The following is a 20,697-nucleotide window of genomic DNA, read 5'->3' as shown; positions in this document are numbered from 1 at the left end:
GGCGAGGACCGCGCGGCCGACGTCGTCGAGATCGCCCGCCGCTATCGCGCGGTGGTGCACTGCTTCGGCACGGTCGCCCATCCTGACGGCCGCTGCTGGCAGGCCGAGCCCGGCGGGTCGGGCCTGGGTACCGCGGGCAGCGGCGACGTGCTGTCGGGCGCGATCGCGGGTTTCGCGGCGCAGGGGATGGATGCCGAGCGCGCCGCCGTCTGGGGTGGGTGGACCCACGCGCGCGCCGGCGACCGACTGACCGAGCGCGTCGGGATGGGCTTCCTCGCGCGGGACCTGCTGCCGGAGTTGACCGCGGTGGTGCACGAGAGCTGACGGGGCGGTTCCTACGCCCCAGCGCTCTTGGAGCCCGCTCGCGTTGCTCGCAGCGAGCGCGGTGTTATCGTTTCAGATAACAAAAGGAGGCGCCATGAGCTTCGCAGCCGCGCTGCGCCGAGCGCGCAGACGCTCCGGAGTGAGCCTCCGAACAGTGGGGGCGCAGTCAGGAGTGGGTGCCAGCAATCTCAGTGCGATCGAAAACGGTCACCGCGATCCGACGTCGTCGACCCTCGACCGACTCGCCTCGACGATCGGCGTCACATGGGTACCGGTGACGGCGCGAGGCCGGACGCCCGCCGCGATCGCCGCCGATGAGATCATTCGCGCCGAACACGAGGGAGAGCACGCGAGGGCATACCGCCGCTTCCTTCAGCTTGCTGACGACCTCGCCTCGTCGGATCCCGTGACACGAGTCCTCCTCTCCGCGGAAGAGCCGGACACCTCGAACTCTCGGTGGGGAGATGCGATCGCCGCGCTCGTCGAACTGCGCCTGCGTGAAGCGTCCGCTCCGATCCCCTCTTGGGTGACGGGCACCGTTGGACACCCCGAAGCTCTCTGGGAACCCCAACGCAGTGCACGACCCCTCCCTTTGACGGCGGATCCCACCGACGTGCCCGCGGAATTTCTCGAGCGCGGCGTCGCGATCGAGCGCGGTGAACTCGCCAGCGTGTAACGAATCCGTCACCGACGACCCAGGAGTCCCATGACCGGCGCGTTGAGACGCGATGACATCATCACTGGTCTTAGCGACCTCATTCTCGATCTGAGGGCGACCGGGAGCGTTGCGACCATCCAGATCGTCGGCGGGGCGGCCATCGCGCTCACCATCGACCGCGACCGGCCCGCAACCGCGGATGTCGACGGCACCGTCTCGCCACCCGAAGTCGTCGCCGCGGCGGCGGCGAAAGTCGCCCGGCAGCGGGGGTGGCCCGACGAGTGGATCAACGACAGGGCAACGGGATTTCTCCCCAGCGGCATGGGCCGAAGCGTCGAATGGACAACCCTTTACGACCACGGCGGCATCGTCATCCAGGCGGCGTCCGCTGAGATGCTCCTCGCTATGAAGCTTCGCGCAATGGAAAGGCGGGGTCTTCGGGACGCCGGGGACGTCGCTGCGTTGCTCGGCGTCCTCGACATTCACACCGCTGAGGAAGCGGAGGCATTGCTGAATGGATTCTTCCCCGGCGAGGATCTCACCCCTCGAACGTTCGACCGAGTGCACGCGCTTCTCGGCGACGGGCCGCTCGACCCACCACGCCGACCCGAAATACCCGACTTCTCGTGAAGTAGGCCTGCATCCGACCGCCGACGGGGCGGATGCCACGCCACGTTCCACTATCGCGTTCGCAGGCCGCACCTAGGCTGGTCGGCGTGAGCAACGCCGCCGCGGGAGCAGCCGGACCCGTCCGGCCGGCCGAGGTGCTGCGCGCCCCGGCGTTCGCCCTCTTCTGGAGCGCCACGACCCTCCGCGCTTTCGGGACGGCCATCGCCGGCGTCGCATTCCAGGTCCTGATCGTCACGGTCATCGGCGCGACGCCGATGCAGATCAGCGTCCTGAGCGCCCTGGGGGTCGTGCCGTATCTCTTCCTCGGGCTCATTATCGGCGCCCTCATGGACCGGTGGCGGCGCCAACCCACCCTCGTGCTGACGAGCCTCGGCCGGGCGCTCGTTCTCGCGGCGATCCCGGTGCTGCTCCTCACGGGCACGCTGACGTTTTGGTCGCTGGCGGCAGTGATCCTCGCCCTCGGCGTTCTGTCGTTGTTCGCCGACTCGGCCGCGCAGCCCCTCCTTCCCCACCTGGTCCCCCGGCGTTCCCTCGTCATGGCCAACGCCCGACTCGGTCAGAGCGCGACCGTCGCAGCAACAGCCGGCCCCGCGATCGGCGGCCTGCTGCTCACCCTCGTCGGAGTCCCCCTGCTCTTCCTCGCCGAGGCCTTCATGTTGGCGGTGTCGGGCCTGCTGCAATCCCGCATCCGCGTGCGAGAGGCGCGGGCCGAGCCCCGCCCCATCGGCCGCCATCTCGGACACGAGATCGTCGAGGGAGTGCGATACACCTACCGTCACCGCACGCTGCGCCCGCTCGCTCTCTCGGTGCACACGTGGTTCCTGGCCCACAGCATCGTGACGACGCTCTTCGGCGTTTTCGTGCTGCGGGAGCTCGGGGTACCCGAGTGGGCATTCGGCTTGATCCTGGCCGCCGGTGGCGTGGGCGGCTTCCTCGGTGCGCTCGTCGCCCCGCGAATCGGCGCGCGCCTCGGCGCCGGCCGTGCGATCCTCCTTGGGCGCACCATCACCGTCGTGCCCTGGCTGGCGGTGGCAGTCCTTCCGCTGACCGCCGCCACGTCCCTCGCGATCCTCCTCCCCCTGCTCGCCGCCGTTCAATTCCTTTACGCCCTCTCCCAGGGGATCGAGGATGCCAACGAGATGGGCTACCGCCAGGCCGTCGCTCCCGATTCCCTGCAGGGCCGCATGAACTCGACCATCCGCACGGCCAACCGGGTCGTGTTCTTCTTCGGGGCGCTTCTCGCGGGATCGCTCGCCACCGTCTTCGGTTTCTCGGTCACCATCGGTGCCGCCGCGCTCATCTTCACCGCGGCGGCGCTCGTCATCCTGTTCTCACCGCTTCGCACCGCGCGGCACGACGACGACCACGCGATGGCGTGATCGGAGCCCGTTTCGCGCGGAGCTGCTGCGAGTGCTCACGGTGACAGCTGACTGCTCACCTTCGTCGCGACGAACTCCCGGATCCGCCCCGCTGACGCGGCGGGCGCGGTGAACTGGGCCAGATGACGGTGGCCCGGGACCACCGCCACCGCGCCGTCCGCGGCACGCGCGGCGAGGCGCTCGACCCAGGCTTGCCGTGCGATCGGGTCGTTGCCTCCGCGCAGGACGAGGAGGGGCACGGTCAGCCGCGCGACGCGGTCCTCGATCGGGTAGCTCAGCATGTGCCGGGCCTGGCGGGCGTACCAGGCGGGTCCGCAGCGCGCGTAGTCGCTGACGACGATGCCGTTCAGGCGCGGCGGTTCGAGCGCGGAATCCCGCAGGAGCAGCGCCGCCTGAGTGAGCGGCCCGCGACGTTCGCTGTCGGTGACGGGTCCGAACGCGACGGCGCCGCTGACCAGGTCGGGCCGCTGGATGCCCAGCTCCACCGCCCACTGCGCGCCCATGGAGTGCCCGACCACCACCGCCTCCCGCACCCCTACCTCGTCCAGGGCGAGCCCCAGAGCCCTCGACATGTCCGGGATGCCGGGCGTTCGCCCGGGCGTGGGGAGTCCGGCGAAACCGGGAAGGTCGATCGAGTGCACCTCGGCATCCGTCGCCAGGTCGGCATGGAGTCGCTCGAGGTAGCGATGCGACATCCCGATGCCATGAAGCAGGACGTAGGTCGGCGCGTCCGGGCGGCGGGTCGAGAACGAGCGGAAAGACAGGTCGCCGACGGTGTGGTCGCGCGTTTCGACGTGGGGCACGGCCGCCACCGTAGGTCTCGAATGCCGTCACCCGGTTGAGGGTTGCGGGAAGGTCCGGAGATATGACGCGGTTGCCGTTCACGATCACGGACGGCCGGCGTCGGACGCGCCTTTCCGTATCGTGGGAGTTCGCGACATCGTCGAGAAAGGCTGCGAGTGACGATCGAACCCGGCATCTACGAACACTTCAAGGGCCAGCGCTACGAGGTGTTCGGAACGACGCGGCATTCCGAGACCGAAGAGGTCTTCGTCTCGTACCGAAAGCTCTACGACGACTATTCGTACTGGGTGCGCCCGATCGAGATGTTCACCGGGACGGTCGATCGCGACGGATACTCGGGGCCGCGATTCCGTCGGGTGGTCTGACAGCAGTTGGGGCGGTGCGCCTCAGCGACGCCGCATCTCGCGCACGAAGATCCAGATCAGCCAGAGTCCGCCCGTGATCAGCGTGAGGATCACGTCGAAAAGAAAGCTGAACAGTCCGTACTTCTTGTTCTTCGCCATGCCGTGAGCCTAAGAGACGCGCGTGCGCGCCCGCTGGGTCTTGGCGATCGGCTCGTTGTGTGTATGGCGACGCATTTTGGTCGGTCATGACGAACTGAGCAAACTCCTCAGCGCCCTGTCGTGGCTCGCGCTCCCGGGCGTAGCATCGCCGATACGCCGGAGTCCCTCCGCGGCATCCGGTCCCTCCGTCACACCGAGAACACGGGAGTAGCAATGGACACGATGGCCATGATGAAGTCGATGGACATGGGCGAGATGACCATGGACATGGATGCCATGCAGGAATGCATGCAGTCGCTCAACGCGTGCGCGATGGCCGCGGCAATGTGCGCCGGCAGCGACATGATGCACGGCCCCGAAATGGCGACGTGTTGCGCGATGTGCTCGAACATGGTCGAGATGGCGCAGGCCACGATGCACATGATGATGCGTCCGGCCGGAATGAACATGGACGTGATGAGCGCCATGATGACCGCCTGCATGACCATGGGCAAGGCCTGCGCCGCCGAGTGCCGCGCGCACGCCGACATGGACGAGATGTGCCGCTACTGCGCCATGGCCTGCGACGACATGGTCATGAAGTGCGAGGCCATGATGGCCTCGATGTCCGCCTGAGTTCTCTCTTCACGCGCGGCCGCTGACGTATCGTCGGCGGCCGCTCGGCTAGACGGCGCACGCGGTCGTGAGAGTCGCACCCGTGCCGATCGTCCGCGCAAGCCTGGCAACGCCCACGTACGACGTCAGGACCTTGCCGCCGCGGTGGCAACGGCCGCACCAGCGCCCGCCATCCACGTGGTTACGATCCGGGCTGCTCGGTCGATATCCGGCTTGCTCGATGTGGACGCATAAAGCGTTTTCGTGCGGCCAGTTGTCAGTTGCATCCGCATCACGTAAAACACAGAGCGATGGCTGTTGAACAAGACGCCGAGCACGTAATCAGAGAGTCCGGTCACCTCGTGACTATGGACGCTGACGATCTCGCTCTTCCGATAGCGGCGAGTCCACAGCACGCCCCGCACGATGAGGAGCTCGGACCGAAGCTCCGCACCCCATAACGGGAACCGAGCTGTGATGAGCGCCACCGGCAACACGCAGCCACCCAGGGCGAGCAAGGCCGGGTCGTGCACAGACTCCGACGGCGCACCGCTCACGATCTCAGCGAGCAGATCGAGGCTCGGGGCGCTCAACATCCCGAGCAGCAGCCCTGCGACGGGCGCCGCACCGACGTTCCAGGCACGGAAGCGCCGACCCAGGGACCAGATGACGCCCGACGGCGATGCTCCGTCCACCTCCTGCGCGAGCGTTGACGAGGGCGGGCTGAGGAGTGCCCACACACCCGCTCCCCACAGGAGGAGCACCGCTCCAGCGATTGGTATGTCGGGGCCGAACGTGTACTCGTCGTTCGATGTGACCAGGATCGCGCGGATGAGAAAGACTCCGCCCGCCGCAGCACCGATGATCGACAGGAGAGGCGACCAAGCGAAAAGGACTTGCCAAATACGCGGCGGCACCCATTCATTAGCTGCTCGCCGTCGTGGACCGTCCCGGCGGAGTGACATGAATCGCACTCTATTGCTCACCGCGGCCAGGATTACGCCGGATCAAGGAAAGTCGCCAACAACCCAGATGTCGCCGCGAAGATCACCGCGACTACCAGGGCCGCAAGAATGGCGACCAGGACGGCGGGAGAACCCTCCCCATCGTCCTGAGCCATATCGGTCAGGCCACGCGCGCGGTCGTAGTGATCGTCACCGCGCTGAGCAGTTCGGCGACCGGGTGGTAGGACACCGGCTCCCCCATCGCGATGTCGACCGCGGGACCGACGACCCGCAGCTCCGTGGTCGCACCGTTCAGCAGAGCGACCGTCACCGTCGCGCCATCGGCGGCGACCACGAGACCGTCCCACCATGCTGAGGGGTTCGAGGCTGCCATGCAGCGCTGGATCGGGTGGACTGTCGACGAGATCGTGCGGGACATGGCTTCACCTGCCTTCGGAGGGGGTTGGTGAAATGAAGCTACGGGATGCCACGGGGGCGGGCGATCCGGGCCGTAGTGGGTCGTAACACCCGGCGTTTTGCGAACGTTGGACCCTCGGACGCCTCAAAACACTTCGCTGAGCGCGAGCGGGCGTGGGTAGAGCGGGGCGCACCGCCTGCATCTCAGCGTCGCGCGGAACCATGGAGCTGAGTGGCCCTCGCGATCACGCGCTTTCGCGCGAACCCGTGTCAACGACGCAGAACCAGTTGCCCTCGGGGTCTCCGAGGATCACATAGTCCGCGTCGGCCGGCAGAGGTCGTGGACGCGGATGACGATGGACCCGACGGTGAGCATTCGTCGAGCTCCGCGCGCACGAACGCGCCCTCGGCGACAAGAACAGCGTCGATCGCCGAGCCTACGGGGGACGAGACGAAGAGAGGCGGGAGCCGTGACCGAGACCCACCCCGACAGCAGCAGTCCGGGCGCGGCAGAGAGGTGCCGGATGCCGTCGACGGAGAGGCCGGCGCGAAAGTCATCGAGGCACTGGGAGACGTGTCCCCGGAACTCGCGCACCAGGTCGTCGCGTGGGCCCTCGCCGAGATCTACGCGCGCCCCGGGCCGCAGCCTCGTGATCGGCAGCTCGTCACCCTCGGCATCCTGACCGCCCTCGGCGGGTGCGAGCCACAGCTCGACGTGCACGTGAACGCGGCGCTCAACGTCGGCCGCACGCAGACCGAGATCACCGGAGGCGATGCTGCACGCGGCCGTGTACTGCGGTTTCCCCCGCGCGCTCAACGCGACGTTCGTGGTGAAGAAGGCGTTCGCGGAGCGCGACCTGCTGACCGTGGTGTGACGCGGTTGCCCGCGGCGCGCGGTCGAGGCCCCTCGAGCCCGCACCCGTCGCCTGGACCGACACCTTCCGTAGACACGCCCTAGTCGAAGATCACCCAGCGGGTGAAGTCGGTTCGAAGGCTGAACCCCTCTGTCCGCGAGCCGATCGGCCTCGCCACCCCGGTTGGCCCTTACGAGTTACCGATAATCCGGTCTCTCACGAAACCCAGGATGCTCCTCACCCTTGGAGGAAGCTCATGGGCGCGAAGCACGGGGCCGATACGTTCGCGAACGCCCCACCCAGAGACGTCGCCGAAGACGTCACGCGGTCCTGCCGGATCCGCCGGGCGCATCCCTCGCGAAGGAGCAATTCGATGGAAGTACGAAAGTCAATTAGCGCGCTAACGGGACTTGGGATAGCAATCCTGGTTGCCGGTGGGGTGGTCCCTGCATACGCAGCTGATGAGACCGTCAATCCGGATGAGGTTGTGCAGACGATCCAAGACGTCGGGCCGATAACAGCGGTCGGAGGAGACAGTGTCGAAGTAACCGGAATGGGACTCATCGCCGACGCGGGTGGTCTGCAGGTGTCCGTTCCCAACGACCCGAAGGTCGGCATCGTTCTCGGGACGGGAGATGCGGCCATCGCTGTCGGACTTCCGTTCTCGGAAAAAGCCGACTCAGCTGCGATGCCGAGCGATTCGGGCGTGGCCGTCTACGACAACAACAATGCCTCACACACTGTCCCGATCATTCGCGACGATGGCGGCGTCCAGATCACCACCGTGATCGAGAACGCGTCCGCACCCCGCCAGTACGCGTATCCGATTTCTCTCCCGGATGGGCTCACGCTCAAGCGGGGCGTTGATGGGGATGTCTCGGCGACGCCGGCGGGATCGTCGATCCCTGCGCTGTATGTCGCCGCCCCGTGGGCGAAGGATGCAAACGGCGACCCCGTCCCGACGCACTACGAGGTGAGCGGGAACACCATCACGCAGGTAGTGGACTTCTCGGAGGAATCTTCGTTCCCGATCGTTGCCGACCCTGCGACCTATGTGGACTACACAACCGCCTCGGTGATCAATGTGTCGCGACTTGGGACAGTGCCGCGCTGGCAGTTTCTCAACTCGTGTACTGCTGCACGCGGACGCACCTGCTCGGTGAGCCGGGCGTACCAGGTCACCGCCTCGACGCAGACCTCCCTCGGGGTCTCGTATTCCGTCATCTCGGGGTCCATCAACGTCACCAATGGGGAGACCTGGCAGTTCACGGCGACCTGTGGAGTTCCGAACGGGCCGGGCACCGCCTCGCTCTTTGCTCAAGCGGACAAGACGTCCTACCAAGTGAAGACAGTGCGCCGGTGGGGAGTTCCGACGGCAGCCGGAGGCTCGATGCGCGAGGAGACGAAGGTAAGCGGAACGCTGTACGCCTACAAGCCCAACTTGAGGTACTCATGCGTGTGACTGCGGCGCTTGTCGCGTTCACGGCCTGTGCTGTCGCCGTCGTTGCTGGATCGTTCCTCTTCGCCGGTACCGTTCCGGCTGGGGCATGTACGGGGCTGGTGTACGACGCGTCTATCTGCGAGAGTCTGCGACTTCGACAGTCGCTCCTCGCTGCGATCTTGGTCGGGTCGGCGTTGATTTCTGCATCTGTCGTCACTGGCGCTCTGCTCATCTCGGCGGGAACGGTGCGTGAGCACCCCACTCCCACTGAAGACCCGCCGACGCTCTGAATCTGCTCATCACGGTTCGTCCTTTCTGACGGGGCACGTCGCGCTGACCACTACCGGCGTCTACGCCTCATCAGTGGTCAGCGTCACGCACGTTCTTATCCTCGGCATACGTGTCCTGCGCCGGCGTCGATGATCAAGTCAATGGACATCGATGCCATGCAGGAATGCATGCAGTCGCGCGGCCGCTGACGTTTCGTCGGCGGCCGCTCGGCTATGCCGTGCGCGCGGTCGCGCCGATGGCGGCGGGCGCCTTACGCGGCGCGCGCGGTCGTGGTGATCGCGGCTGCGCTGAGGAGCTCCGCGACCGGGTGGTAGGACACCGGCTCCCCCATCGCGATATCGACCGCGGGACCGACGACCCGCAGCTCCGTGGTCGCACCGTTCAGCAGAACGACCGTCACCGTCGCGCCATCCGCGGCGATGACGAAACCGTCCCACCACGCCGACGGATTCGAGGCTGCCATGCAGCGCTGGATCGGGTGGACTGTCGACGAGATCGTGCGGGACATGGCTTCACCTGCCTTCGGAGGGGGTTGGTGAAATGAAGCTACGGGATGCCGTGGCGGCGGGCGATCTATGGCGTAGCCGGGCGTAACACCGGGTCGGCGCCTTCCCGAGGGCCTCAGTGGGGGGACGGCGTCGCGTCGTCTCCGCGCTGCAGTCCGCCTTCCACGCGCGCGAGCAGCGCAGCCGCCGCCTCCACCCCGGCGTCATCTCCCTCGAGCGCCGCGCGAAGGCGCTCGACCCAGAACGCGTGAAGCTTCCGCACGCTCTCATCCGCCAGAGGGGTGGGCAGCAGACGCACCGCGCGGGCGTCATCCGGGGCGGTCTGACGCTCGATCATGCCCTTCGCGACAAGCGAGCGCAGCGCGACGCTGCAATTGCTGCGCTGCAGCGCGGTGGCCTTGGCGACGGCGCTCGGCGAGGCGCCGGGGTTGTGATGCACCCACCTCATGACGAGAGCTTCCGTACCCGTGAGGGGAACGATGTCGGGTGCGTGCGGACCGTTCGGATCAATCTCGCGCGCGATGCGCATCACGACGTCGGCGAACTCGGCGAGAGCGTCGTCGGAGATCGCGGGGGCCACGGGCCGACTGTACCAGCCGGGGATAACCAGTTATGCTTTCATAACTATGACGACGCACACCGACTCCGTACGCACGCAACCGGCATCCCCGTCGAGGGGCATCACGACGCCGCTCCTGCTGGTGCTCGGACTATTGAGCGCCGTCGCCCCCTTTGCCACCGACCTCTACCTGCCGGCCTTTCCGCAGATGACCACGGAGCTGGCGACGTCGGCCACGACCGTGCAGCTCACGCTGACGGCATTCCTTATCGGCGTGACCGCGGGGCAGCTCGTGTTCGGCCCGCTCTCCGACCGGTTCGGTCGCGTCCCGCCCCTCGTGACCGGTGCCGTTCTGTGCGTCATCGCAAGCGCGGTCGCGGTCTTCGCGCCGAACGTCGCCGTGCTCGTCGCCGCGCGCCTCTTCCAGGGTCTCGGCGGAGCCGCCGGGATGGTGATCGGCCGCGCGGTCATCTCCGACCTGTCGACCGGCAAGGCCGCCGCGCGGGCCTTCTCGCTCATGATGATCGTCGGGGGCGTCGCCCCGGTCATTGCTCCGCTCCTCGGGGGTCTGCTCACCGGGCCGATCGGGTGGCGAGGGCTGCTGGCCATCGTGCTGGGGCTGTCGATCGCCATGCTCGTCGCCGTGCTCGTGGTGGTGCGCGAAACGCACCTGCGCTCGCGCCGAGATGAGCTTCGCGCCGAGCGGGTGGCATCCGGATCTCCCCTCCGCGCACTCCGGTCGCGGACCTTCCTCGGTTACACGGCGGTGTTCGCCTTCGGGTTCGCGGTGATGATGGCGTACATCTCTGCCTCACCGTTCCTGTACCAGAACATGCTCGGACTCGACACGGTCGGCTACGGGATGATGTTCGGCCTGAACGCGCTCGCCCTCGTGGTCGTGAGCGCCCTGTCGCCGAGACTCACCGCCACCCGTTCGGTCGAGAGCATTCTGACGCTCGGAATCACGCTCGTCACCGCGTCGACCGTCGCTTTCGCGCTGCTCGTCTTCTTCGGGGCGCCGGTCTTCTGGCTCACGGTTCCGCTCTTCACCGCCGTCGGGTCGCTGGGTCTGGTGTTCGGCAACGCCACCGCCTTGGCTCTCGGCGCCGTCCCGCAGATCGCCGGCAGCGCATCGGCCGTGCTCGGAGCGCTGCAGTTCGGGCTCGCGGCTCTGGTGTCGCCGTTGGTGAGTTTGGGTGGCGAGGGGACGGCTGCGCCGTTGGCGGTTGTGATGTTCGCGGCTGCGGTGATCGCCGTTATGGCGCTGGTGGTCACGCGGCGCGAGGAAGGGACGGCCGCGGCGCGCACCACCCCGGGTCGCTGAGCTCCCCTGGGGGGAGGGCCACCCACCGTCACGACCTGCGACGGTCCTCGAGCAGTTCCTTAGTGCGCAACAGTCGAAGAGCCGTGACGAGCACGAGCCCGCCGAGCACGTTGAAGAACAGGACGTATCCGAACCACCCCAGCCATTGCAGGTAGGTGATGTCGGCACCCGACTGGATCGCTCCGAAGATGAGCAGCGAATCCAGGATCGAGTGGAACAGCTGAAGACCGGCGAGCAGGAAGCCGCCGATGATCGTCGCGACGATCTTGGCGGGATCGGACTGCGTGCCCTGCTGCATCCGCGTCATCAGCGTGATGGTGCTCCCGCCCAGCACGGCGAGCACGATGCTTTGCCACCCGAACGGAGCGTCGACGTAGTGGTGCGCCGACTCGGCAAGCGTGTCATGCCACTCGGGGAAGGCGGTGGTGAGCAACCCCATGAACACCCACCCGCCGACGAGGTTCGCCACGAGGGTCCCGTCCCACAGACGCGCCAGCTGCCAGATCGTGCCCTCGCGGGCGACCAGAGCGGCGATGGGCATGAGGAAGTTCTCGGTGAACAGCTCGCTATGAGCGAGGAACAGCGCGATCAGCCCGGCGCTGAACGCCAGGCCTGCGAGAAGGTGATCCCCCGTCTGGTGCAGCACCGCAAGGTAGGCGGCGATCGGATCCGTGGCAGCAACATCCACGGTGTCGCCCTGACGTAATCGGTGTGACTCGCGCCGAACTCCGCGCGAAGGAGGTCTTCTTCGATCGCGACACGGACGAGCACGCCAGCCACGAGTGGGGCGATGAAGAGCAGACCGAGGGCCCCACCCCCGATCAGGGCCAACCCATTGAATGCGAGCAAAAGCAGAAGGGCGTCGATACCGGTGGGGGGCGAGACGATTAGGGGCACTTCGCGCCTCGTCCGAGGTCACGTCCGTGGGTGGAGAAGAAAACAGGGGCTCGATGAAGTGGAGGTGAGCCGCGGAGTCTCAATCGAGCGTGGTCGCGTGCGAGCTGACGTGGACGGTGGGAGTCCAAACGGGCGCTTCTACGACGGCCTCATCAGGAACGATGACGGGACGTACGCCGCCATTGAAGTGAAGTCCGGCGGGGCGACGAGGACCGCCGATCAGCGCGCGTTCGATGAGCTTGTGAACGAGGGCATACCCGCTTCAGCTCGCATTCATGGCGAGCCCATCCCTATCGTTGCAGTCATACTCAAGGAGGTTCCGTGACTGACCGCCTCGCCGCGTTTCAGTTCGTGCTGTCGAGTGGCTCCCGAACGACGCTAGATCGCATTCCTGACCACGCGGCAAGGACGCTGAGCAACGTGCTTCACCACCTCGGTGAGCCAGGCTGGTCAAGCATCACGGTCCAACCGATGCCGGATGGATCGACCTTCGTGCGCGATGTCGGGCCACCCCCGCCAATGCTTCAGGCTGCGGGCACCGCTGATGCCATGACCATCGAGTGGGGGAGGTTCGACTCCAAGGGAGTGTGGCAGGTCTCAGTACTGGGCCGAGGCGACGCCCGTCCGAGCGAACCGACCCAGACGATTTCTTGGAGCGATGGTGCGGGCTCAGCGCGCCTATTCGATGACGAGGTCTTTGATGCCGATGTAGCGACGGCAGTTTTCTTACAGTTCGTGCGTGCACTCGAGCCGCCTCCAACTTACGCTTTGCGTGAGCTCGACCTTTCGAGCAGGAGTCGATGAGCGTCTCTTGCGGCAATGGCGCACTCCCGCTGAAGAAGGTGCCGTGACTGACCGGATCATGCTCTCCAGCTACCGCTTAGCCGGCGTGCCAACGAGCGACAGATCATGACAATCAGCTTCGATAGCGACCGTCATGCCCTCCTGGTAGCAGAGCTGAGAGCGAGTGCCCTTGCAATCCGAGTCTGCCTCCACGAGTTGGAGGAGGCTGTGAAAGAAGGAAGCGAACTGTGGTCTGGTGAGGCACGTCATACGTACGAGACAGCCCAACAGGAGTGGACCCGCTCTATGAAAGACATGCATTCAGCGCTGGAGCAGCCCTCCACCACGGCCGAAAAGTCAGGCACCGCCTTGTGCGGAGCCAACGCAATTGTTGCGCGCATGTGGGCCTGAGGTCGTTTGGCAGGACGGCGAACGGACTCCTTGCCGCGTAACCCGGTGCGGCGAGGCGACGGTCGCAAACGTAGCCGGCTACGGAATCGGTGAAGGAACGTACGCTTCACGATGAGGCCGCTAAGACGGCCCTCATGCCCTCCCGCAGATCGCGCACGAACTCCCCCGGCATCTCCAGCGCGGGGAAGTGACCACCCGCCTCGGGCGCCCGCCATCGCACGATGTGGCGGAACCGTTCCTCCGCCCAGGGCCGCGGATGCTTCTCGATGTCGTGCGGGTAGGTGGTGAGGGCCGCCGGCACCGTCACCCGCAGGTCGGGGTCGAGCGACTGATGACTCTCGAAGTAGATGCGTGCGGCTGATGCCCCGGTCGCGGTGAGCCAGTACAACGTCACGTTGTCGAGGAAGCGATCACGCGAGATGGTCTCGAACGGCGAGTCGACCGTGTCGCTCCACTCGAAGAACTTCTCAAGGATCCACGCGAGCAGCCCGGCCGGCGAGTCGACGAGGGAGTACCCGATCGTCTGCGGCGAGGTCGCCATGACCTTCGCGTAAGCGAGACGGTTCCTCTCGAAGGCGCGCGTGTGCTCGACCCACTGCCGCTCGGTGTCGTCGAGCACGTCGAGGCTCAGCCCGGGCGGCGCGATCGGGGTCGTCGTGTGGATGCCGATGACGTGCGCCGGTAACCGCCCACCGAGCGCGATGGTGACCGGCCCACCCCAATCGCCCCCGTGAGCGAGGAAGCGGTCGTACCCGAGCCTGCTCATGAGCTGGACCCACGCAGCCGCGATGCGCTCGGTGCCCCACCCCTCTTCGGCGGGCTTGTCGGAGTAGCCGTACCCCGGCAGCGACGGCACCACGACCTGGAACGCCGGGGTCTCGGCATCCTCGGGCTCGGCCAGTTCGTCGATGACGTCGACGAACTCGGCGACGCTCCCCGGCCAGCCGTGGGTCAGGACGAGCGGGGTGGCATCCGGCCGTGGCGAACGGCGGTGGAGGAAATGGATGCCGAGCCCGTCGATGACCGTGCGGAACTGGCCGATCTCGTTGAGTCGGCGTTCGAACGGCCGCCAGTCGTAGGTGGTGCGCCAGTACTCGATGAGCTCGACGATGTCGGCGAGGGGCGGGCCTTGGTCCCACCGGTCGCGGCCTCGCGCATCGCGAGATGTTGGCGCGCGTTCGGGGAGGCGCGTCACCGCGAGTCGTGCCCGCAGCACCGCGAGGTCCTCGTCGGTGGCGTGCGGCTCGAAGCGCTCGATCCGGTCTGTCGTCATCTGGTCGCTCATCGATGCCCCTCGTCGACCGGCGAGTAGAACCGGCTGTGACGGTTCTAACACCTCGGCCGAGGAAGTGGAACCGCCTATGCTGGTTCCATGACTGTTCGCGATCCGGAGTTCCGTCTCGGTTCCGTGCTCGCCACCACCTTCACGGGGACGCTCACGGAACGGTTCGGCGCATCCGTAGAGCGGATTCCGACCCCCGCGCGCCTCGCGGATTGGCTGCGGGAGGTGGACCTCGCGGTCGACGCGTGCTCGACCGACGAGCTCGCCGCCGCGGTGGAGCTGCGCGAGGCGATCCACATCGCGGCGTCGACTCAGGCCGTCGGGCGGCCGCGCCCTCGCGACGCCGTCGAGGTCATCAACGGGTTCAGCGCACGCGGCGGCGCCATGGCGGTGCTCGGCGAGGACGGCCACCGGCGGTGGTTCCTCGGGCAGCCCGCGACGGTCGCGGCAGCCCTCGGGGTTGTGGCTGCCGACGCGATCGAGATCCTCGCCGGCGTGCGCCCCGGCGCCCTCGCGCTCTGTGCCTCCCCCACCTGCCGCGCGGCGTTCTTCGACACGAGTCGCGGCCGAACGCGCCGCTGGTGCGACATGAACACGTGCGGCAACCACGAGAAGAAGGCGCGGTTGCGGGCGCGGCGTGAGTCGACCGATGACGCGTTGCACAGCCCCAAAACGGCGATGTACTAGAACGTGGTCGAGATGACTCAGGCGAGGATGCACACAATGATGCGGCCCGCCGGCATGAATACGGACATGATGAGCGCCACGATGAGCGCCCGCAGGACCACGGGCAAAGCGTGCCCCGCCGAGTGCCGCGCCTACGCCGACACGGAGGAGATGTGCCGCTACTGCGCCGTGGCCTGCGACGACATGGTCATGAAGAGCGAGGCCATGATGGCCTCGATGACCACCTGATCTCTCTTCATGGGCGGCCAATGAGAGTCGGAGCGAGATAGCGAAGACCCGATTGTCGAGATACAGGTCGGCGACACGCCCGATGAGGCGCCCGCGACAAGCACGGCGTGAGAAAGCAGAAGAAGTCAGTGGACCTCATACGCACCCGTTCTGACACAATCGCTCCATGCGGTTTCATGAACTCTACTTTGGGCAAGCGGACGCTCGAACAGAGGCCATCCGAGAACCAGACGGCTTCATCTCGAGCTACGTAGATCATCGAGATTTGGTGAGGTCGGTTGTCGACGGCGGACGATTCCTGGTCCTGGGGCCGAAGGGTGCCGGCAAGACGGCTCTGGCTTGGTTCTTGCAGGCCACCTCACGAGAGCACAACCGTGTCGTACATCCAAGAGACGTGTCCGAGTTGCCGCTAGCAGATGTCACGAAGCTCAAGACCGGGGACGAGCCCGGAATCAGCCGATCTTTGAACGCCTGGAGATTCCTCCTTCTGTGCGCGCTGGTGGACATAATTCTTGAAGACCAGAGTAGTGATCTAAACAAGAACGCAGAAGCCGTACAAGTTGTCTCAAAGCTCCGCGAGTATGGGTTTCTAGATCCAACACCGAAGGCCGCAATTCTCAAGGCCACAAAGAACACCTGGAAAGTGCCAATCCCGAAAGTTGGAGAAATTTTCAGCCGCGAGTCGGTTGAGTCTCTTCACTTGGTGCACCTGTTGCCGTATCTCGAGAAATGGGTGAGCGAAGAATCAGGCACCAACAATCGCTATTTGCTGGTGTTGGACGGACTTGATTCTATTTATTTGAACTCGAACGAGTACATCCCGGCGCTTTCCGCTCTCGTTCAGACTGCTCTTAGCCTGAATCAGAGTCTCGCGGCCGCGCGAGCGCCGGGAAGCGTGGTTGTTCTGCTTCGCAACGACGTATTTTCGAGGCTCGACCTACCCGATGGCGGGAAGGTTCGCGCCGACTGGTCCATCGAACTTGACTGGCGCATCCTGTCGGGCGAGGTCTCGACGGCACCCCTTTTTAATCTGGTCGACCGGAAGTCGGTATCCCTGCTGAAGATCCCCCCGGTTGACGTCGTGAATCGTTTCTTTCCCCCGGAGATAAGACTGAAGGGCAGAGGAGCCGAGCGCAATGTTTACAACTACCTACTGAATCTCACACGACACACACCACGTGATCTGTTGCAGCTTTTTGAGCACATACGTCAAGCTGCCGTTGCAAGTCACTCGCCCCAAACCGAAGCAATTCTCAGCCAGGAAACAATCAGAGAAGGGGTCTTGCAGTACGCCACGAAGTACTTCGTCGATGCAGTCAGAAACGAACTCGTCGGCCGAGGGGGATCGGGTGAAAGTGGCCGCGCGGTGGTTGATGCCTTGCGCAACGTAGGAGCACGTAGATTCACGCGCGATGCATATAAAAAGGCCCTCGAAAACCTGGATTCCACAGCGGCACCGGGTGCGGATGATGCTCTAAAGTGGCTCTTCTTCGCAGGCGCCATCGGTAACGAAGTCGGAAAAGGCGAAACGCGATACCTGCAGTTTTTCCACCGACGAGACGACAACGACGTTTATCTACATGGAAACTTGGTCGTCCACAATGCCCTGACATACGCCTGGGCTGTCCCTTGGAACTGACAAAGGCAGTGAAGCCCCTAGACGCAACCGCTAGCGGTCGAAGCACGGCAGGGCGATCCGCACGGTTGCTCTGCGTCATGGACTGAGTTCTTTCGCGCCGGTGTCATCCGCAGGGACGGTCGCCGATAGTCGCCCGCCACCTCGAGCGCCTACGCGATTCGGCAATCCGCGGGTTCCGCTTTTTTCATGCCAACATGCCCACAGATGAGGATTCCCCGCATCCAGCCGGACAATTCATTCGCCTTCAGTCTGGACTTTCGTACGCGTGAGTCTGCATCCAACTGGCGTGGGCCAGGTCGTCGAGGTATTGACAGCATTCGCGACGTCGCTTGAGAGGAGCGTTGGTCTCGAACGGCGAGTCGACCGTGTCACTCCACTCGAAGAACTCCTCGAGAATCCACGCGAGCAGCCCGACGGGCGAGTCGACCAGGGAGTACCCGGTCGTCTGCGGCGCGGTCGCCATGACCCTCGCGTACGCGAGACGGTTCCTCTCGAAAACACGGGTGTGCTCGATCCGCTGTCGTTCGGTGGCGCTCAGAGCGTCCGAACGCTCGTCTAGATGGCCCACTTTGTGGATCACTTCTTCGGCAGATCAGTACCGCGCGCGCCCGTTGTCCCCAACGATGATGATCGGTTGATCGTCGATATAAGAATGCTCAGAAAACCATGCCAGATAACGGGAACGTCTAGCGAGCGACGCGGACAGAACGGGGCCAACTGCCTCCGTCAGACGCATCACGCCGAACGCGTATACCTCTGGCCCGCGATGTAGCGCAGCTGTTCCAGATTGAACTATGAGGTCAAGTAGCTCGGTTCTCCTCGCTGCGAGCGTCGCGCTCTCCCGTCGGAGAAGCGTCTTCGTCTCCACCACCACGTCAGCTAGCGAGGTAATCGGGTGAGGGCCAGTGTGCTGCCCGTCCGGCGCTAGCCAATCGTCGTCCATGACTTTCCACGCGGACCAGAACATAGCGACAAACGCCTTGCGGTCACGCTCTGGCAAGCCGTGAAGGCTGCCGAGTCGTCTCACCGCGGGCCCAACCCCGGCGGCGTTCGCTCGGCCGACCCACGCCCTCCCTCGAGCGGAGACCTCCAGGCTGGGGTCGATGACGACCAACGGGTCGCTCAACCAGGCGCCATCCGTGCGAGGCGGTCGAGTCTCTGGGTAACTTGTTTCGCCCGCCCAATCGCAACGCTAACTCGCTCCATCTCGCCGTGAGTCAGAGGCGCATCCATCGGCTCTCGCTGGCCCACACGTGCCGCAGAAACAGCACGGCAGAACTGCTCCACGAGGTGTCTCAGGCGTCGATCGGCGAGCTTCGGGACGGACGAACTCAGTTCCTCGATACGGAACCCGGAACTCGTGGTGTTCAGATCAGATAACCGCTCGGCACGCTGCGTCGCACCCACGAGAGTGTTTAGGAGTATCTCCACATGCTCTCGCAGCGAGTCCGGAAACCCTGCCGCACGCTTCCTTCGCGCTTCGAGATGCAGCCTAAGAAGTGCCGCTCCGCTCAGTGCGACACCGATAGCGGCGATCCCCCGTGCCCACCAGTCCTCAGCTGGTGGGCTCATCTGCTCCGCAACCTCCACGAGAACCGTCAGAATCGCGACCATCATGGCGACTCGACCGCTGGAATGCGACTATCTTCGGTCTCGTGCTCGACTATGACATCCGCATGGCTCTCGCTGCGATGCTGCGCTCGGAGCACCAGGACGCCGCCGAGAACCGCCTGTGGTCTGAGTTCAGTGTGCTCCTTGGCGCGGCGCGAGTGGACCTGTGCCTCGTCAATGGTGCGCTGAGCGGTTGGGAGATCAAGTCGCCCCGCGACAATCTCGACCGACTTGCCGGACAGGTGCAGAGCTACAACCAAGTCCTCGACTACGTCAGCATCGTGGCATCGACGAGGGACTTGGCGCGTGTTCGAGACCGCGTGCCGAAATGGTGGGGCATTGTCGAGGCGATCGAAACGCCCGACGGAGTGGCCCTGCGCCCGCGGCGGATGGCACGCCGGAACAGAAACATTGATGCACTCAGCGTGGCACAGCTTCTGTGGCGCGATGAAGCGGTCCAGGAACTCGTGGGCCGAGGAATTCAACGACGCTGGGCGAAGGCCACCCGATGGGACGTCTGGGATGCGCTCGTAGAAACTCTCACGCTCGATGAGCTTCGGTCGGTCGTGCGTCATCGCCTTAGAGCTCGTCCCCCGCGCGAAGCTGATCGGCCGTATATGCCAGATGGTGTGACGTTGCTATCGCCCGCCACGTAGACGCATTGCCGGGACCAACTGACGGCATAGCCGAGGAAGCTGATTGAGCCGCGAGATGGATAATCTCATCCCCCCACGAGGCACTCGGCGGCGTCGCGTTTGGCCCTAGCCTCGCTAGTATCGCAGCACAGATGTCGTAAAACTGCTGATGACCGCGCCTCTCTTGCCGCTTACCTTTGCCGACAAGCCAAGAATCTTCCTGCGTGTATCGAAGCTGCGGTGGCGCGGCGAAAGCTCCCCCAATGGGCAAGACAGGGTGTCCAACGCCGTAGTCCGCGAACCGTAATGTTCGCCCGTTCGGCAATTCGAATGTGCGAAGAGACCGCCACAGTTGGAGGTCCCAGCGAGCGAGGCTGGCCACCTGGTGAGCCTGCACATCGGCGAGGTTGACGGGAAAAGCGCCGGCCGCGACAGCCAACTCGCTCCAAGAATCCTGGGCGAGTTGAGGCAGGACAAATCGAGCGAGTCGTGCCGCCAGCAACATTGCGGAGTCGTCCTTAACTTCCCCCAAGTCCAGAACCACCGCGATGTCTTTAGCAGGCATCTGCAGAGCGCTAGCAGTGCGATTGATGACCTGCCGGAGAGGCATGATGGAGTCATCGAGGTCCTCGGCTGTAACGCGAAGAATCGCAGCGATCGCCTCGCCTCGCGGTAGTATCCGAGGGATTTGCTGCACGTACTCGGGATCCGCGCCCGCCCGCACTACCGGTGCTGCGACAACTCCTCGCTCATCGAGCCCTCGAAGTACACGCGCCAGGACAGGTTGAACATCTCGCCATAGCTGTCCACTGCCCTCAAGGTCCGGCTCAGCATACGCGGCGTCTATATAGAGCGTCGAGTGTTTCCCTGACCACGCCTTCGCGAGTCGACCAACTGCGGCCGTCACCTCTTGAGTTTCCTGTTCGTTCTGAGGTGATTCATCTGAGTCCTCGCTGCGGACCCAGGGAATCACCTCGACGATGGGAAAAACCCACGGGTGTTCGTATTCGCGCCACTGCTCTAGCGCTTTCAGCTCGCCCTGGCGGGCTTTCAGGATAGGAAAGTAGGTCAACGTCGCCCCCCCGTTAATTCCCCGTTGATAGGACCATACACACAAGTGGGGGCGAGGTCCGAGGATGCGCGAGATGTTTATCGTGAAGCGAGCCCGCCTGACAAGACACCCCGCGCACTAACAGCCAACCACGTGCCAGCGGCGCTCCGGTCCCCGACATCCGCTCATGTAACGCCCACGTAAACTCCCCCTCTCCCCCACCCCCGCCGGGGGTGAAACAACCG

The 20,697-nt window shown here is 65.2% G+C and carries 25 protein-coding genes and 1 pseudogene; 16 read left to right on the top strand and 10 right to left on the bottom strand.

The window, feature by feature from the left end; all coding sequences use genetic code 11:
• From DBR36_RS02025 to DBR36_RS02010, 4 genes are all read left to right on the top strand, one after another.
• Positions 1 to 324, top strand: a 324-nt coding sequence (locus DBR36_RS02025) for an NAD(P)H-hydrate dehydratase (protein ID WP_308810933.1), incomplete at its 5' end; no start/stop codon positions are given.
• A 94-nt stretch (positions 325 to 418) separates the two neighbouring features.
• The gene (locus DBR36_RS02020; protein ID WP_108317347.1) at positions 419 to 1,000 is read left to right on the top strand and encodes a helix-turn-helix transcriptional regulator; all 582 of its coding nucleotides are present in this window, start codon (positions 419 to 421) and stop codon (positions 998 to 1,000) included.
• A 30-nt stretch (positions 1,001 to 1,030) separates the two neighbouring features.
• Entirely contained in the window at positions 1,031 to 1,612 is a 582-nt protein-coding gene (locus DBR36_RS02015; protein ID WP_108317346.1) for a hypothetical protein, read from the top strand.
• Between the two features lie 86 nt (positions 1,613 to 1,698).
• Entirely contained in the window at positions 1,699 to 2,991 is a 1,293-nt protein-coding gene (locus tag DBR36_RS02010; RefSeq protein WP_258222513.1) for an MFS transporter, read from the top strand.
• Between the two features lie 35 nt (positions 2,992 to 3,026).
• Here the strand turns inward: DBR36_RS02010 and DBR36_RS02005 are convergent, their stop codons facing one another.
• The gene (locus tag DBR36_RS02005) at positions 3,027 to 3,794 is read right to left on the bottom strand and encodes an alpha/beta fold hydrolase (protein ID WP_258222512.1); all 768 of its coding nucleotides are present in this window, start codon (positions 3,792 to 3,794) and stop codon (positions 3,027 to 3,029) included.
• Between the two features lie 156 nt (positions 3,795 to 3,950).
• On the opposite strand from DBR36_RS02005, the gene DBR36_RS02000 reads away from it, so the two are divergent.
• Together DBR36_RS02000 and DBR36_RS01995 are read left to right on the top strand one after the other, a co-directional pair.
• Positions 3,951 to 4,160: a DUF1653 domain-containing protein gene (locus DBR36_RS02000; protein WP_108317344.1), complete on the top strand. Its 210-nt coding sequence runs from the start codon at positions 3,951 to 3,953 to the stop codon at positions 4,158 to 4,160.
• Between the two features lie 405 nt (positions 4,161 to 4,565).
• Positions 4,566 to 4,913 carry an aldehyde dehydrogenase gene (locus DBR36_RS01995; protein WP_081317335.1) on the top strand — a complete coding sequence of 116 codons (348 nt, stop codon included), beginning with the start codon at positions 4,566 to 4,568 and terminating at the stop codon, positions 4,911 to 4,913.
• A gap of 125 nt (positions 4,914 to 5,038) precedes the next feature.
• Here DBR36_RS01995 and DBR36_RS01990 read toward each other — a convergent pair whose 3' ends face one another.
• Both DBR36_RS01990 and DBR36_RS01985 read right to left on the bottom strand, forming a co-directional pair.
• Positions 5,039 to 5,809 carry a hypothetical protein gene (locus tag DBR36_RS01990; protein WP_108317343.1) on the bottom strand — a complete coding sequence of 257 codons (771 nt, stop codon included), beginning with the start codon at positions 5,807 to 5,809 and terminating at the stop codon, positions 5,039 to 5,041.
• Between the two features lie 208 nt (positions 5,810 to 6,017).
• Positions 6,018 to 6,275 (bottom strand): nuclease, encoded by a 258-nt coding sequence (locus DBR36_RS01985; protein WP_108317342.1) that lies wholly within the window; start codon positions 6,273 to 6,275, stop codon positions 6,018 to 6,020.
• Positions 6,276 to 6,485: 210 nt separating this feature from the next.
• Between DBR36_RS01985 and DBR36_RS18805 the strand changes: the two are divergent.
• Positions 6,486 to 6,956: pseudogene (locus tag DBR36_RS18805) on the top strand (carboxymuconolactone decarboxylase family protein); the annotation flags it as partial.
• 524 nt (positions 6,957 to 7,480) lie between these two features.
• Positions 7,481 to 8,569, top strand: a complete 1,089-nt coding sequence (locus DBR36_RS01975; protein WP_146185177.1) for a hypothetical protein — start codon at positions 7,481 to 7,483, stop codon at positions 8,567 to 8,569.
• A gap of 520 nt (positions 8,570 to 9,089) precedes the next feature.
• Here the strand turns inward: DBR36_RS01975 and DBR36_RS01965 are convergent.
• Together DBR36_RS01965 and DBR36_RS01960 are read right to left on the bottom strand one after the other, a co-directional pair.
• A complete protein-coding gene (locus DBR36_RS01965; RefSeq protein WP_108317339.1) occupies positions 9,090 to 9,347 on the bottom strand; it encodes a nuclease in 258 nt (85 codons plus the stop codon).
• Between the two features lie 113 nt (positions 9,348 to 9,460).
• Positions 9,461 to 9,925: a MarR family winged helix-turn-helix transcriptional regulator gene (locus DBR36_RS01960; RefSeq protein WP_258222511.1), complete on the bottom strand. Its 465-nt coding sequence runs from the start codon at positions 9,923 to 9,925 to the stop codon at positions 9,461 to 9,463.
• Positions 9,926 to 9,971: 46 nt separating this feature from the next.
• Between DBR36_RS01960 and DBR36_RS01955 the strand changes: the two genes are divergently transcribed.
• The gene (locus DBR36_RS01955; RefSeq protein WP_108317338.1) at positions 9,972 to 11,228 is read left to right on the top strand and encodes a multidrug effflux MFS transporter; all 1,257 of its coding nucleotides are present in this window, start codon (positions 9,972 to 9,974) and stop codon (positions 11,226 to 11,228) included.
• Between the two features lie 28 nt (positions 11,229 to 11,256).
• Here DBR36_RS01955 and DBR36_RS01950 read toward each other — a convergent pair whose 3' ends face one another.
• Entirely contained in the window at positions 11,257 to 11,916 is a 660-nt protein-coding gene (locus DBR36_RS01950; RefSeq protein ID WP_108317337.1) for a formate/nitrite transporter family protein, read from the bottom strand.
• A 306-nt stretch (positions 11,917 to 12,222) separates the two neighbouring features.
• On the opposite strand from DBR36_RS01950, the gene DBR36_RS01940 reads away from it, so the two are divergent.
• The 3 genes from DBR36_RS01940 (at position 12,223) to DBR36_RS18800 (ending at position 13,319) form a co-directional block, all read left to right on the top strand.
• On the top strand, positions 12,223 to 12,450 hold the full coding sequence (locus DBR36_RS01940; protein ID WP_146185176.1) for a hypothetical protein: 228 nt from the start codon (positions 12,223 to 12,225) through the stop codon (positions 12,448 to 12,450).
• Entirely contained in the window at positions 12,447 to 12,929 is a 483-nt protein-coding gene (locus DBR36_RS17180; protein WP_146185175.1) for a hypothetical protein, read from the top strand. The genes DBR36_RS01940 and DBR36_RS17180 overlap by 4 nt, the downstream gene beginning before the upstream one ends.
• A gap of 105 nt (positions 12,930 to 13,034) precedes the next feature.
• On the top strand, positions 13,035 to 13,319 hold the full coding sequence (locus DBR36_RS18800; RefSeq protein ID WP_108317334.1) for a WXG100 family type VII secretion target: 285 nt from the start codon (positions 13,035 to 13,037) through the stop codon (positions 13,317 to 13,319).
• 106 nt (positions 13,320 to 13,425) lie between these two features.
• Here the strand turns inward: DBR36_RS18800 and DBR36_RS01930 are convergent, their stop codons facing one another.
• Positions 13,426 to 14,604, bottom strand: coding sequence for an epoxide hydrolase family protein (locus tag DBR36_RS01930; protein ID WP_258222510.1), 1,179 nt, complete (start codon positions 14,602 to 14,604; stop codon positions 13,426 to 13,428).
• An 87-nt stretch (positions 14,605 to 14,691) separates the two neighbouring features.
• Between DBR36_RS01930 and DBR36_RS01925 the strand changes: the two genes are divergently transcribed.
• From DBR36_RS01925 to DBR36_RS17175, 3 genes are all read left to right on the top strand, one after another.
• Positions 14,692 to 15,288, top strand: a complete 597-nt coding sequence (locus tag DBR36_RS01925) for an ABATE domain-containing protein (RefSeq protein WP_108317333.1) — start codon at positions 14,692 to 14,694, stop codon at positions 15,286 to 15,288.
• A gap of 36 nt (positions 15,289 to 15,324) precedes the next feature.
• Positions 15,325 to 15,516: a hypothetical protein gene (locus tag DBR36_RS01920; protein ID WP_146185174.1), complete on the top strand. Its 192-nt coding sequence runs from the start codon at positions 15,325 to 15,327 to the stop codon at positions 15,514 to 15,516.
• Between the two features lie 166 nt (positions 15,517 to 15,682).
• Positions 15,683 to 17,155: a P-loop ATPase, Sll1717 family gene (locus DBR36_RS17175; RefSeq protein ID WP_270352215.1), complete on the top strand. Its 1,473-nt coding sequence runs from the start codon at positions 15,683 to 15,685 to the stop codon at positions 17,153 to 17,155.
• A gap of 244 nt (positions 17,156 to 17,399) precedes the next feature.
• On the opposite strand, the gene DBR36_RS18215 is transcribed toward DBR36_RS17175, so the two are convergent.
• Entirely contained in the window at positions 17,400 to 17,618 is a 219-nt protein-coding gene (locus tag DBR36_RS18215) for a hypothetical protein (RefSeq protein ID WP_258222509.1), read from the bottom strand.
• A gap of 659 nt (positions 17,619 to 18,277) precedes the next feature.
• Positions 18,278 to 18,772, bottom strand: coding sequence for a hypothetical protein (locus DBR36_RS17170; protein WP_146185172.1), 495 nt, complete (start codon positions 18,770 to 18,772; stop codon positions 18,278 to 18,280).
• 38 nt (positions 18,773 to 18,810) lie between these two features.
• On the opposite strand from DBR36_RS17170, the gene DBR36_RS01910 reads away from it, so the two are divergent.
• On the top strand, positions 18,811 to 19,422 hold the full coding sequence (locus DBR36_RS01910) for a sce7726 family protein (protein WP_108317331.1): 612 nt from the start codon (positions 18,811 to 18,813) through the stop codon (positions 19,420 to 19,422).
• On the opposite strand, the gene DBR36_RS01905 is transcribed toward DBR36_RS01910, so the two are convergent.
• Positions 19,346 to 20,473, bottom strand: a complete 1,128-nt coding sequence (locus DBR36_RS01905; RefSeq protein ID WP_108317330.1) for a beta family protein — start codon at positions 20,471 to 20,473, stop codon at positions 19,346 to 19,348. The genes DBR36_RS01910 and DBR36_RS01905 overlap by 77 nt on opposite strands.
• Positions 20,474 to 20,697: the final 224 nt, after the last annotated feature.

Origin of the sequence: Microbacterium sp. HMWF026, assembly GCF_003061325.1 — a bacterium.
In the GTDB taxonomy this organism is placed as follows: Bacteria; Actinomycetota; Actinomycetes; order Actinomycetales; family Microbacteriaceae; genus Microbacterium; species Microbacterium testaceum_E.
The sequence above is the reverse complement of the archived record's forward strand: the minus strand, read 5'-3'. Positions and strand labels throughout refer to the sequence as shown.